Below are 13,540 nucleotides of genomic sequence, written 5' to 3'. Positions count from 1 at the left end.
CTTTTCCCTTTTGATATAGGGAACCAGAGTTAAGGCTTAACTTATACCTGAGTCCTACACTAGTTCCCTTAAGGGGTTATCATGATAAATAAGTTAAAATTCCATCATGGAAACCTATATCTCTCTAAGTTAAAAATCCTCTATAGTTAATATTTCCTGAGGAATATACTTATCCATTTTCAGTACTTTTAATATTTCCTTCTTATATTCATCCTGAAAATAATCTAAAAATAAAGTTTTAATTCCTCTGTTTTGCCCTTCCTTGGTGATAGGTAAGTCTATGTTTTCCCTTAAGTACTTATCTATCATTTCTTTATAGCCTTCAACAAAAGGTTCTAGGTTAACCTCATCTTTAAAAGCCTCACTAAGGTTTTCATAAATAAGAATTCCCTCATAATCTATGTCCCCAAGATAAAGTATTTTATTGTCTTTGTGAGCAAGATAGGGCTCAACACAAAGTTTAAAGTCTTTAAAACTTTTAAAAATGGTTTTTCCTCCCCCATAAATTACAGTGGAGATATTAACTCCAAAGATAGAATTTTTTCCACTGAGTAAGAATTTACGAAGAGAATAAAAGGTATCCTTATTCTCAATTATCACCACATTTTGAGGGGTTGTTTTGTCAAAAGAATAATAAGGAAGTGGTTCTGTTGTTTCATAAACTTTTAAATAGTCCAAGGTCAAACCTAAATTCTTTAAAATCCTTTCCCCACCCTTTTTTAAAAACTTTTCTTTTCCCCAAACCTGAAAACTCCGCTCATTTACAGCTAGCTCTGTTTCTATTCCTTCAGGATGTTTCTTTAAGAACCTACTGAGACTTAACACATAGTCCCTATCTTCTATGTATTTTTCTAGATTTTTTAAATAATAGGTTTTGTTTAATCTAATATCTAAACCATAATGGAGTTCTTCTATGTACTTTGAATAATCTATTTCTTCTTGTAAAATGTTATACCTGTTATAAAGGGCAGGTCTTTTTCCATTGCCTTTACTGCTGGCAACAGGAGATATAACCTTTTTCACTTCAAGGTCTTTAACTATTGAGGCAAATTCTAAGTAATCCTCGATTCCTAGATACTTTTGCATTTCAATAGTATCTATTCTTTTTTTATTAAGCTTTCTTAAGTCTTTCATAAAAATACCTTCCCTTAATCTTTGTATGTAAAACCAGAATTAAAACTTCCTTATACATGCTTCCTACTCTATTTCCCTTAAGGGTTTGTGGACACTAATAAGTTAAATTCAATCCTGTACCTCTATATAACAATTTTAACAGTAAGACATACATAATACAAACCTTTGTTCACTACAATTCATTGTAAAGGTCCAAAATTAAGTCATAAAGCAATAGGCCCTTTCCTATTTTAAGCTTGTACAGAATGATATGTTTTATTCAAAGGTATATAAAAAAATCCATGGCTTAATTATTTCACCATGGATTTTATTTAGAATCTAACTTCAGAGGATTTTTGGACCTTATTTACTTTATTGTTTTAATCCAAGCAATAGCTCCCTCAGTATTTTTCCAAGCTTCATAGCCACCGTCGAATACGTAAGATTGAGCTTCTAAATCATCACCAAACCCCATATACTCAGGGGGTTGCTTTGGTAACTTTTTCTTTCCAATTAAGTAAGGTATAACATGAGGATTATGGTTTTTAGCTTCTTTCAAGGCTTTTTCAGCTTCTTTATTATTGCCCTTCTTAAACTCTAATAAGGCTTTACTAAAAATTATGGAAGCTGATGCATCATCTTCGTAGAACTTTAATAACTCTTCTATGTAGGAATCATTTTCTAGTATTAACCAATTAACAATAAGCCACCTAATTCCTTGATTGTCATTTGGATTAAGCTGTAGCATTTCTTTTGCTTCTTTTATTGCTTCACTTCTATGACCAATATCCCATAAATAATGTGCAAGATTAGCTTTAGCCATCATATAGGGTCTAGTTTCATGAGCAAGCCAAAAATGTCCCTTTAACTCTTCAAATTCCTTACCTAATTCGTTTTTTGCAGCTTCAACAGCCTTTTGAAAATAAGCTTTTCTTTCTAAATTGCTGCAATCTGAAACGTCTCCTAAAACTATGTAAGCTTGTGAACAATTTTCATACATTTCTAATGCTTCCTTTGCAAGTTCAATAGCTTCATCAGCATAGTCACACTCATAAACTCCAGAAATAATCTCATCCGCAAGTTGTTTTCTTTCCTTTTCAGTAAGGTTTTTCTTTCTTTTGCTTTTGGTTTTATTCCCAGGAAACTCAATTATTTTACTTCCTTGACATTTAGATGCCTTATCTTCCCTTTTTTTATCTTCCTTATCTTTATCTGCTGGGATATACGGAATTAACCCTTGTCTATAAGCCTCTTCCTGCAGTTCTCTTGGGGCATTTCTAACATCAATTATTAAACCATTAACTGATAGCTGCCAAATCATAGGATTATCTTCAAGTTTACTTGGCAGTGTCCACTGTCCATTAAAAAAGTTTACATCCATGAGTTCTTGAATTTCCCTGGATTTTGTTCCTCCACTGCTACTACTCACTCCAAAATTTAAATATAAGTCCTTAGCTTTCATGTGCGGGTCTTGCTCTGGATCAAATAAAAAGTTAGCACTTCCTATGGCGTGAACGATGGCACAAGCCCAGGTTTTAGCTCTCCCCTTCTCTAGGGGTGATGGCCTTTTTCTACATAGTGCTGCACATAAATCAACACATAAATCTTCATACTCATGATTTAAGTGCTCACTACAAAACTCCTCAATAATTTTACTTGTTTCATTAAACTTCTCTTCCATTGCTTTTGGTACTTTTCTATTACTCATACTAATTACTCCTAATATTTTTTAATTTATAGATAAACAAGCTCACCATTGTGGTATCCATATAATACTGAGCTTTAAAATTTGAAACTAAAATTCATATTTTTATATCTTTGAGGCTGCTTAACTACTTTAGAGAAACAGCATCTTTTAATAATTATAAATTGTTAAAGTTGTTTCTTTATAAATGGAGGTGAGCCTTTATTAAGACTTCATAGTTAAATTCTAACATAAAATTCTTCTTCCTATTCCTATAAAATACAAATTTTCCTTAAAACTTTTGTTTATTTATATCAAAACCTCTGGCACTCACAGCTTGCTATTAAACTCAGTGAAGAACTTCATATTAATATTTTAGGCAATAGAATACTACACCCATTTAATTTCTAAATGGGACAAACTCTTTATTTAGTTTTTATATTGTTAAATTACTTCATGTTTTTCTATATTATATCCTCGTGACTTTAACAATCTTATCATTTTCCTATATAAAAAAGCTTACATCCCCATACCTTAAGGTTCAGGGATGTAAGCTATATTTCCAACCATTCGTGCTAATTCCTTATTGTTTTTTACACACTGTTCAAAGGTGCCCATTTCTTTTACTGCTCCATTTTGAATTAGTATTATACTGTCATACTTTTTTAATATTTCACTATCAAGGTTATGAAGTACACTCACTAATGTAAGTTCAGGTTCATTTAATAATACTTCTTGAATTTTTCTAGAGGTTAAATTGTCCATGCTGGAAGTTGATTCATCTAGAATCATTATTGGAGTCTTTCTTAAAAATCCCCGAGCAATTCCAATTCGTTGCTTTTCTCCCCCTGAAATATTGGTTGAGTTCTCACCTATTATCATATCTAGTTTTTGCTTATTTGAATCAATAAGCTTTTGAAGTTCAAATTGAGAAATGTTTAATTCACTAATATCTTTATCAAAGGATAAATTATATCTTAAGGTATCATTAAATAGATGGATGTTTTGTGGAACTATAGATAATACTTCATATAAGTTAATTAAAGAAACCTCTTTAACATCTACATCATCTATTTTTATCTCTCCACTGTAGTCATTGTAGTATTTTGATAATAGCCTTATTATTGTGGATTTTCCAGACCCAGACTCTCCAATAACTGCATATTTCTTTTTCTTTTCTAGAACCAAATTTAAGTTTTCTAAGATATTATCCTTACCATTATAAGAAAAAGATACGTTATTAAAGCTAATATTTTCCTTGAAGTTGTTTATACCTGTAGCTGTTTCATGAGTTTCATTAACTACAATTAAACCTTCAACTTTTTTCACTGTTTCCTTAATAGAAGCTAATTTGCTTAGTTGGCTAGAAAGCTCTGAGGCACTTTGAGTAACTCCATTTAATATTTGTATTAGTGCAATAAGTCCACCAACTGTAAGCTCCTTACTTATTACATACTTACTTCCCACAAGGAGTACAATAATAATTATTGCAAAAGAAATTATACCCATAATAATATCTAAGGTTGCGATGGATATTACATATTTTACATTTCTTTTTTCTAGTTCTTCATTTGTTTTCTTAAATCTTTTTAAAATGGAATTTAGACTTAAATGGTACTTAATAGTTTCAAATCCCGTTAAATAATCCTTTAGTTTACTATTAAACTCACCATAAGAATGCAATAGGTTTTCTCTTAACCTTCCAATATATCCTGAAAACATCATTGGTAATGAAAATAATAATATACTAGCTAAAATAACTATTAACGTCATTCTCACATTTAATACTAAAGCAAAAATTATATTTAAAGTTAATGCTGAAATACTTGATATTATCTCAAACCAATTAAAAAAATAATTATCATTTATCATACTAACATCATTATCATAAACTGAAATATATTCCCCAATATTCTTTTTTTGAAAATTAACAAAGTCTTGGTCCATTGTTGACTTGAAGATATCATATTTAAGTTTAATAATCACACTTTTAAGATAATTATTAATAAAAACCCTATTTATAAAGGATATAATACTAATTAATATAAGGTATCCAATATAATATGGAATTCTTCTATTTAACAGCTGAAATTCACCAGCACTTATATAGTCAATAATCTCTTTCATAATTAGAGAAAAATAAACTCCCCCAATTACTGCAAAGATAGTCATAATGCAAGCACTAACTACTTTTGTCTTCTTCATTAATAGATATTTTCTCATGAAACTAACTCCTATCCATATGCTCTAATTCCTTCATAAAATTAAAATGCAGCCTTTTAAGTTCATTGGCTTTTAAATATTTAGTATCCATAACAGGATTGTCCATTTTGTACCTATCCCAATTTTTTGTAAGTATTTTCAATCCGTACTCATCTCTTTTTTCAAACACCTCAGTGCCTGGATAAGGGGTATTTATTCCGGCAAGAACATTAACCTGATATTTTCTTTTTAAATACTTTGCCTTTTCTAAGGTTTCCTTAATTGTGTCTTTAGTGTCCAAATGATGTCCTATAATTAGTGAAAGATTTATTCTAAATCCAATATTTGTAGCTAACCTAATAGCCTCTTCAATTTCACTAAAACTAATGTTTTTTCTTATTCCAGCTAGAATTTCATCATTGCCACTCTCCATACCAAATTGTATCCATCTGCACCCGGCTTCATACATTGCTATTAAAACCTCTTCTGAAATCACATCTACTCTGGATTCGCAGAACCAGTAAAAACTTAAGTCCTTCTTAATTAGTTTATCACAAAACTCTAGTACTCTGGCTTTATTTAATGTAAAGGTATCATCAATTATAAAAAATTCCTTTGCATCAAACTTATTTTTAATATGTTCTAATTCCAAAATAACGTTATCAATACTTCTAAAAGTTATTTTATCCTTCCAAAAGGCTTGAGAGGAACAAAATATACACTTTCCAATACACCCTCTTGCTGTAGCAATAGTAAATGGGTGCCTATATCTATGAAGCTTAATCAATTCCCTATTAGGAAAAGGAAGTTCATCTAAATTACTTATTCGTTTAACCTCAGTTTTTCTAATGCTATTATCTTGTTTATATGCAATCCCCTCTACGTGTTCTAAAGGTATAGTTTCTCTAATGACATAATCACATAATTTTAAGAAAGAAAATTCCCCCTCCCCTAATATAATGTAATTAACCTTCATTTCATTCAATATTTCTTCATAGTTGAAAGTAGCACTATTACCTCCAACAGTAATAACAATATCCTCAAATTCTCTCTTAATAAGAGTAGTTATTTCTTTCAACATACTCCAGCTACCATAATAACTTGAAAATCCAACAATCTTTGGTGAGTGCTGTTGAATCTTTTCTAGAATTTGCTTATTGCTCATGTTTTCAACGCCTAAGTCTAAAACCATAACCTCATAGCCATTGCTTTGTAATACTGAAGAAATGTAGAGTTGCCCAAGTGGCGGCATTGTACTTATTTTAGACCCCGTTGAGTCTATGCTCATGCTTTCCTCAGTAAACAAATTAATAATCATTACATCTATATCTTTCATTTATTCACCTTCTCTCTCCACATGGAAATCATTATATTATCTGCATTAATAAAGGGTATTTCTTCCTTATGATTAGAAATTATATGTGCACTTTTAAAAATTAATTCCTTAGCCTTTTCTTGATTTAATTTAGGATCTATTAATTTCATATATGCAACTATGCCAGTAACAAAACCAGCAGCAATAGAAGTGCCTTTAGTGTGGCTATAAGTGTTATTAATAAAGGTTGTGTAAATGTCCTCTCCTGGGGCGTAAATTATATCCTTTTTCCCACTGTTATTAAATTCCGATTTTTCTAGGATAAAGGTGTCATTTACCTTGTGTACTCCCACAGAACCAACAGCAATGACGCTGTTTAAACTGGCAGGAAAATCAATACTATCCTCACCATTATTACCTGCAGAACTAATTATAATAATAGAATTTTCAATTGCTTTACTTATGGCTACCTTTAAAGCATTAATATGTGCTAACCGAACTAAATTCATTTCATCACTACTAATAACTTCAACTCCCATACTAAGATTAATAATATGGACATTATTCTCTATAGCCCAATAAATAGCTCGAACTACATCCATGATATGTGCCTTACCATTTTTATTTACAACTTTTAACGGCACTATTTTAACACCATCAGCTACTCCAGCAATTCCTACTCCATTGTTTTTTTTAGCAGCAATTACGCCTGCAACATTTGTGCCATGGCCAAATTCATCACAAGTATCCCTGCTATTATGGATAAAATTATACCCTTCAATAACATTTCCATTTAAATCCTCATGTTCTGCTTCTACCCCTGAGTCAATTAATCCAACTATTACTTCACTCAATTTTTTCTCATCACATAGACCCCAGGTTTTTTCAATATTAATACACCTTAGTCCCCATAGACTTAATCTATAGTGATCATTAATTAAATCATATATTGTAACATCCTTATTTAACCATTCCATATATTACTTACATACCTAACTCATTGGCCTTAAAATTGAATAGATTATTTGATTCTTAGTATGTTGGCACATTGAGTTTCCTCCCAAAATATTGTTAGTATCATAAAGTGCTTTTGCTCTACAGCCCCCTAAGCAGATAAAATTAACCTCACAGTCCTTGCAATTATCTAGCTCTTTTATTCCAACATTGCTATAGTTTAATAAACTTTCTATGCTACCATTTGCCATATTATCTATTTCATAACCACTGAGTTCCATCATATGACATGGATATATGCTACCATCCCACTTAATTGATATTTCATTTACACCTGCACCACAAGAATCCTTTTGTTTAATACTATATACGCTATTTAAACATGTATCTTGCATTCTACAAGCACTAAACACAACTTTATCAGAGTTATAATTGTGCCAGCTACTAAGCACCGCAGTATGTCCTAAAATTTCACGCCACTTTTCCTCGATTATCTCTTCCTGAAAATCAAAGTATTCTAATATTCTATTATTAGCGCTATCAATTTTTATAGGTTCGTTTATAACCATTGAATAAACTTCCAAACTCTCACCTAAAATAGCTATTTCCTTTAGTTCATTAATATTAAAAACAGTTGCGGTAGCTGATATAATTACATCAATATTGTGTTTTTTGCAAAGATTGATGGCCTTTATGCTTGCTTCATATGCGCCTTTTCCTCTTATTCTATCATTATTTTCTTCATTAACTGAATCTAAAGGTATAGCAACAAAAGTGCAGTTTTCCTTTATCCATTGTATGTTGCTATCATCTAAGTAGAACCCATTGGTCCACAGAATTACTCTGAGTTTTTTGCTCTTTAAGTACTCTAATATTTGTCTTAATTCTTTATTAAGTAAAGGCTCTCCCCCAGTAATATTCACTATAGTATCTTCAGCTTTTTTTTCTTCAAGTAATAAATTTAAATATTCCTTTAAGTTATTAAAGTTGATATCTACTCCTAATTCTTCATCCTTAACACATTTGCTACAATAAGCACAGGATAAATTGCACTTATTTGTCACATCTATGTAGATATTTGATAAGCTTAAGTCCACACGATGATTTAAAAGTTCTTTTGATTTTTCTTCTACTATAAACTCTTGATCTAATGCCTTAATGCAAAAATTATCTACATCCTTTAAAACAACTTCACAAGGGATTTCATATTCCTGAGCTATGCCTTCAGCAATGTTCTTTATAGTAGTATTTCCGTCCATTTTATCAAGAATTTGTTTGCCAATAACGTTTAGTCTAAACCAACGCTTATACTTATCTGAAAATAAAATTACTTGGTTTTTATCCTGAATACTTTTAAAGGCTAAATTATCAAAATAATATTTTTCATCTATATTCATTATAATTATTCCTCCATGGATATTTCTTGGTTTGAGGCTAACTTTATTGCCTGTTGAAAATAGTACCTAATTTCATTTCTAGTTAAATTATCAGTGCTAATGATTGCATTATTTAAATGAAACTTATTCCAATCCTTAGTGTGAATATTTATTCCATACTTATCATTAGAGTAATACTGCTCGGTGCCTGGGAATGGTGTATTTACACTTGCAGCTAGCATAACTCCATATTTGTCTCTAATATACTTTGCGAAATTCAAAGTTTTAACTATAGTTTCCTTAGTATCAAAGGCATGTCCAATAATAAAGGAAGCTGTTATATGCATATCATACTTATAAGCTATTTTAACTGCTTCTTCAATTTGTTCTACTGTAACTTTTTTCTTTAATTTCTTAAGCACATCATTATCTGCGCTCTCTAGCCCAAATTGAATTTTTCTACAGCCAGCCTCATGTATTCTTTTTATTAACTCCTCATCTACCACATCTGCTCTACTTTCACAGCCCCAAGTAAACTTAATGCCACTATCCTTAACAAGCTCACAAAAGTCTAAGCATCTTTTTTTAGAAGCTGTAAAGGTATCATCTGCCAATAAAAATTGATTTGTTTTGTATTTTTCATATAAGTGCATAACTTCATTAAAAACATTACTCGCACTTCTCAAATATACTTTTTTCCCCCAGAAAGCTCGAGAGGAACAGAAAATACAATCCCCTGGACATCCTCTTGCAGTGTTAATTGTATATGGAATCAAATACTTATTTACATCTATTAAATCTCTGTCTGGAATAGGAAGTTCATCTAAGTTAGTTATTCTTGTAAATTCATTTCTTACTACAACTTCATCATCCTTCAAATAAGCTATTCCATCTATTTCATCTATGCTTTCCTCTCCATCAATGATTTTACACAGCTTTAAGGTGCTATACTCACCTTCACCCAAAACCACATAATCCACAAGTTTTTTAGTTAGCATTTCATTATATGTAAAGGTAGCAAAGGCTCCTCCTGCAAAAATTTTGCATTCTGGTAAAGTTTCCTTAATTAGTTCACATAATGCTATCTGTGAATTCCAAGATTCGCAGTAAGTACTAAGTCCAATTAGTCTTGGGTTACATCTTAAAAGATATTCTTTTAATTCCTTAGTATCAAAGTATTCCACTGCCAAATCCAAGATTTTAGTGTTATAACTATTTTTATTTAACACAGTAGCAATATACAAAATACCTAAAGGCGGCATACTATTTACCTTTGCCAGTTCCTTCTTATACCAAAAGGTTACGGGAAGATTTATTAACAATACTTCGCATTCTCTCATTTTGTGCCTCCTAATTTTTACTATCCAAATAATCTATTATATGAATCATCCTTATTTTCAATACAAATAATGTCTTTTTCAGTCATTAATTCAAGCCTTTCAATAAACTCCTCTTTATCAAAAGTGTTTTTACAAAACTCCCATAATTCTTCAACATCAATTTCATAGTCTATAGCTTCCCATATGAGTTTATACTTTTCATTTAATACAATTCTTTCACAGGAAAAATTAATAATCTCAATTAATCCATCTTCACGTTCATACCAATTATTTGATTTCCAACTTATTAATTCATTCTTACCTTTTATTGTGTTTCCACACGCCATTTTAAACACCTCTATATAATCAAACTGGTTAACAATTTATTATAATTATAAAGGGAACGAAAAATTCGCTCCCTTATTAATTTTAAACTGGTCCTGGAATTGCTATAACTGTAATAGCTGGCTTTATACCTGCTTTTACTCCAGTAGATACTGAACTCTTTATTGCAGGAGATGTTACAGCAGATTTAATAGCTGAACCACCTGATTTAATTGCTGAAGCAACTGATGACACATGCATTGAAACTTCAAATGTTGCATCACTATCCATTATTTCTGGAATCATGTATATTTTCATTGTTTTCCCCCCTTTTTTCTTTTATTACAAGCTTGCAATTGAATAATATCACAGAATATCGTTTAATTGTAGTGTTATTTATCATGGTTTTTCTACTTTTTTCTCCTGCAAATATTTCAACAGTGGTTTTTCGCCAATTTTTGATTTATTATTCAAAAATTAAACATGTAATACTGAAGATAATTTAATGACTTTTTATATTTGCAAGTTTTCGCAACAACATTATTTTATTATTTTGTGATATTTTTTTATTTCTCATGGTATTTCTTCCTTTCTTTCATAAACCAAATTAACCTAATGGATTATCCTGGACCATATTAAACTCGTTATCACCTCATGATTTAGCCCCAAGTAAAAGGCTTAAGTAGACAAAGATGCTGATTTTCTACCATTCATTAACAAAAAGTAAACTTTGTAAACTTGTACCTTAATATTTGAATACAAGTTTTTATTTATAACATTGAACTGAAATTTTTATTAACAATAAATTCAATTGAGTGAATTTACTGTCATTTTATGATAAAGTATATTTATTCAATTATTTTGTATAATTTATAATTACTAAGGGGGTTTAACATTAATGAAAAGAGCATTTTTAGTAGCCTTATTGCTTATGTCACTTACGGTAACGGCCTGCAGTCCAAAAGCCAAAACAACTGATGTAAATGGGGAAGCAAAACAAAGTGAAGCAAGTGAAACTGCAAAGGAAAATAATACTGCTTCATCTACGAACATAAAAATAACTAAACATCCCAGCGCCGCAGATTTCGGCCGTGGAAGTGTAAATACTTTGCCATCACCAAATCCTGCTTATGAGGGTGATAAGACTCTGGATCTTAGGGGATATGATTTAAGTGCCCTTGATTTAAAGGATAAAGCAAAGGATTTAGAATATGCAGAGTTTGACAGCAAAACAATTTGGCCAAAAGGTTTACCTGATAAATTTGACCCTAAAAAGCAAATGGAACTTGGTAAAAGTCCTGGGCTTAAGGTAAGGGAACTTCATAAAAACGGAATAACAGGAAAAGGTGTAGGTCTTGCAATCATAGACCAAGCACTCCTAGTAGACCACGTTGAATATAAGGATAACCTTAAAATGTATGAGGAAATTCATTGCTTTGCTAATGAGGCCCAAATGCACGGTCCTGCAGTAGCCTCTATAGCTGCAGGAAAAAATGTAGGAGTTGCTCCTGGTGCAGACTTGTATTATATTGCGGAAACTCATGGAGAATATAAAAATAATGATTTTGAATATGACTTCACTTGGGTTGCCAAGTCTATTGATAGAATCCTTGAAGTAAATAATACTCTTCCTAAGGATAAAAAAATCAGGGTTATTTCCATTTCAGTTGGTTGGGATAAAAGCCAAAAGGGTTATGATGAAGTAAATGCTGCTGTTGATAGAGCAAAGAAGGCAGGAGTTTTTGTTGTTTCTTCTTCACTTATAAACACTGATGGATACATGTTTAATGGCTTAGGCAGAGATCCTTTAAGTGATCCTGAAGCCACTTCTTCCTACCAACCAGGTTTGTTTTGGAAAGATAAGTATTATGAATATGGTGATAAATTTTATTCCATAATGGGAGAAAAAGTGGGGGTAAATATTGATGAAGCTTTATTAATTCCTATGGACTCAAGAACCACTGCAAGCCCTACAGACCCTAAAGATTATGTGTTCTACAGAGAAGGTGGCTGGAGTTGGTCCATTCCATATGTAGCAGGGCTATATGCTTTAGCCTGTGAAGTTAACCCAGAGGTTACTCCTGAAATCTTCTGGTCAACAGCACTTAAAACTGGGGATACAATAAAAGTTCAAAATGACGGAAAAGAATATGAAATGAAGAAGGTAGTAAATCCTCTGAAATTAATGAAAGAATTAAAGTAAGCTATAAAGTACAAGGCTTTTCATTCTCTAAACAAGTAAAAAAATTAAGCCCTATAAACTTAGGGCTTTTCTTACAATTTTACAGTACACATAACGGTAATTGCTAAAAACTCTAGGTTAGCTCATAACAATCACTGCTTGTAGCTCAACCTAGATGAAGTAGAGCCATATTCTATAATTAAATTAGTTCTCTCTTTTTAAAGGGTGCCATCATAAATCTTTGAGCAGACTTTGTATTTGTAAGCCACTTAATATATGCATTTTGTTTTGTATTCTCTAAAATTTTAGGAATAAAAAACTTTGCAACAGTTTCGGGTTTATCCGCTAAAATGTTAAATACCTTCTTAAATTGATTATCCTGAGTAACTGTAGAAAGTTCTCCTGTAGGGGCTTTAGTAATAAACTCAGTAAGCATCATACCTGGAGATAATCTACCTACCTTAACTTGAGAATCTTTAAGTTCCTTTGCTAGTCCCTTTGTGAAATAAGTAAGTGCACGCTTTGAAGTCCCATATAAAATAGTTTTTTCAATAATCATATCATCGGAGCCTAAGCCTTCCATGTTCCAAACCTGACCATGGCCCTGTTTAACCATGTTTTCAACAGCTATTTTGCAGCCATACATAACCCCTTTTATATTGGTATCAACAACTGCTTCAATATATTCCGCTTCAGTATCCCACATAAACTCATGAGGAACATTTTGACCTGCATTATTAATCCAAATATCAACGGTTCCCCACTTCTCTACAGATTTAGTCCATAAATTTTTAATCTCTGATATATTTCTTACATTGCAGGGTACATAAATAAACTGCTTTTCAAAGCCTTTAACCAGCTGTTTTTCCCTATCAAAGGAATTTTCCCTTGATCCAGATATGGTAACATTACACCCTGCTTTTAAAAATTCCTTAGCCATTTCAAGTCCTAAGCCCCTAGTACTACCAGTAATCACAACATTTTTCACCATAGATCCCCCTCTACATTTATGCATCCTGAAAAACAAATAAGTCATTACATTCCATTAACATAACCTTTAAATATCCCTAC

General features: G+C 31.5%; 11 protein-coding genes. 1 reads left to right on the top strand and 10 read right to left on the bottom strand.

Going from position 1 to position 13,540, the window contains the following annotated elements; translation table 11 throughout:
• Window positions 1-129 precede the first annotated feature (129 nt).
• The 9 genes from J2Z44_RS06595 to J2Z44_RS06555 form a co-directional block, all read right to left on the bottom strand.
• Window positions 130-1,134, bottom strand: a complete 1,005-nt coding sequence (locus J2Z44_RS06595) for a Wadjet anti-phage system protein JetD domain-containing protein (RefSeq protein ID WP_021283828.1) — start codon at window positions 1,132-1,134, stop codon at window positions 130-132.
• 346 nt (window positions 1,135-1,480) lie between these two features.
• The gene (locus J2Z44_RS06590) at window positions 1,481-2,821 is read right to left on the bottom strand and encodes a DUF6398 domain-containing protein (RefSeq protein WP_021283829.1); all 1,341 of its coding nucleotides are present in this window, start codon (window positions 2,819-2,821) and stop codon (window positions 1,481-1,483) included.
• Window positions 2,822-3,331: 510 nt separating this feature from the next.
• Window positions 3,332-5,020 carry an ABC transporter ATP-binding protein gene (locus J2Z44_RS06585; RefSeq protein ID WP_209649432.1) on the bottom strand — a complete coding sequence of 563 codons (1,689 nt, stop codon included), beginning with the start codon at window positions 5,018-5,020 and terminating at the stop codon, window positions 3,332-3,334.
• Window positions 5,021-5,024: 4 nt separating this feature from the next.
• Window positions 5,025-6,335 carry a B12-binding domain-containing radical SAM protein gene (locus J2Z44_RS06580; RefSeq protein WP_021283831.1) on the bottom strand — a complete coding sequence of 437 codons (1,311 nt, stop codon included), beginning with the start codon at window positions 6,333-6,335 and terminating at the stop codon, window positions 5,025-5,027.
• Window positions 6,332-7,291: a S8 family peptidase gene (locus tag J2Z44_RS06575; RefSeq protein WP_209649431.1), complete on the bottom strand. Its 960-nt coding sequence runs from the start codon at window positions 7,289-7,291 to the stop codon at window positions 6,332-6,334. The genes J2Z44_RS06580 and J2Z44_RS06575 overlap by 4 nt, the downstream gene beginning before the upstream one ends.
• 15 nt (window positions 7,292-7,306) lie before the next feature.
• Window positions 7,307-8,665, bottom strand: coding sequence for a PqqD family peptide modification chaperone (locus tag J2Z44_RS06570; RefSeq protein ID WP_209649430.1), 1,359 nt, complete (start codon window positions 8,663-8,665; stop codon window positions 7,307-7,309).
• A 5-nt stretch (window positions 8,666-8,670) separates the two neighbouring features.
• A complete protein-coding gene (locus J2Z44_RS06565) occupies window positions 8,671-9,984 on the bottom strand; it encodes a B12-binding domain-containing radical SAM protein (protein ID WP_209649429.1) in 1,314 nt (437 codons plus the stop codon).
• 20 nt (window positions 9,985-10,004) lie between these two features.
• The gene (locus tag J2Z44_RS06560) at window positions 10,005-10,310 is read right to left on the bottom strand and encodes a hypothetical protein (protein WP_021281803.1); all 306 of its coding nucleotides are present in this window, start codon (window positions 10,308-10,310) and stop codon (window positions 10,005-10,007) included.
• Between the two features lie 82 nt (window positions 10,311-10,392).
• Complete coding sequence (locus tag J2Z44_RS06555) at window positions 10,393-10,605, bottom strand: hypothetical protein (protein ID WP_021281804.1); 213 nt, start codon at window positions 10,603-10,605, stop codon at window positions 10,393-10,395.
• A 580-nt stretch (window positions 10,606-11,185) separates the two neighbouring features.
• Between J2Z44_RS06555 and J2Z44_RS06550 the strand changes: the two genes are divergently transcribed.
• Window positions 11,186-12,490, top strand: coding sequence for a S8 family serine peptidase (locus J2Z44_RS06550; protein ID WP_021281805.1), 1,305 nt, complete (start codon window positions 11,186-11,188; stop codon window positions 12,488-12,490).
• Between the two features lie 178 nt (window positions 12,491-12,668).
• Here J2Z44_RS06550 and J2Z44_RS06545 read toward each other — a convergent pair whose 3' ends face one another.
• Complete coding sequence (locus J2Z44_RS06545) at window positions 12,669-13,460, bottom strand: SDR family oxidoreductase (RefSeq protein ID WP_242833382.1); 792 nt, start codon at window positions 13,458-13,460, stop codon at window positions 12,669-12,671.
• Window positions 13,461-13,540 lie beyond the last annotated feature (80 nt).

This window comes from Clostridium punense, assembly GCF_017874425.1.
GTDB classification, from domain to species: Bacteria; Bacillota; Clostridia; order Clostridiales; family Clostridiaceae; genus Clostridium_J; species Clostridium_J punense.
This window is presented reverse-complemented; position numbering and strand designations above follow the sequence as displayed.

Bases quoted from the DNA above. Each gene is read 5' to 3' on its own strand.
- J2Z44_RS06595 (WP_021283828.1), bottom strand. From the start codon at position 1,134: ATGAAAGACTTAAGAAAGCTTAATAAAAAAAGAATAGATACTATTGAA.
- J2Z44_RS06590 (WP_021283829.1), bottom strand. From the start codon at position 2,821: ATGAGTAATAGAAAAGTACCAAAAGCAATGGAAGAGAAGTTTAATGAA.
- J2Z44_RS06585 (WP_209649432.1), bottom strand. From the start codon at position 5,020: ATGAGAAAATATCTATTAATGAAGAAGACAAAAGTAGTTAGTGCTTGC.
- J2Z44_RS06580 (WP_021283831.1), bottom strand. From the start codon at position 6,335: ATGAAAGATATAGATGTAATGATTATTAATTTGTTTACTGAGGAAAGC.
- J2Z44_RS06575 (WP_209649431.1), bottom strand. From the start codon at position 7,291: ATGGAATGGTTAAATAAGGATGTTACAATATATGATTTAATTAATGAT.
- J2Z44_RS06570 (WP_209649430.1), bottom strand. From the start codon at position 8,665: ATGAATATAGATGAAAAATATTATTTTGATAATTTAGCCTTTAAAAGT.
- J2Z44_RS06565 (WP_209649429.1), bottom strand. From the start codon at position 9,984: ATGAGAGAATGCGAAGTATTGTTAATAAATCTTCCCGTAACCTTTTGG.
- J2Z44_RS06560 (WP_021281803.1), bottom strand. From the start codon at position 10,310: ATGGCGTGTGGAAACACAATAAAAGGTAAGAATGAATTAATAAGTTGG.
- J2Z44_RS06555 (WP_021281804.1), bottom strand. From the start codon at position 10,605: ATGAAAATATACATGATTCCAGAAATAATGGATAGTGATGCAACATTT.
- J2Z44_RS06550 (WP_021281805.1), top strand. From the start codon at position 11,186: ATGAAAAGAGCATTTTTAGTAGCCTTATTGCTTATGTCACTTACGGTA.
- J2Z44_RS06545 (WP_242833382.1), bottom strand. From the start codon at position 13,460: ATGGTGAAAAATGTTGTGATTACTGGTAGTACTAGGGGCTTAGGACTT.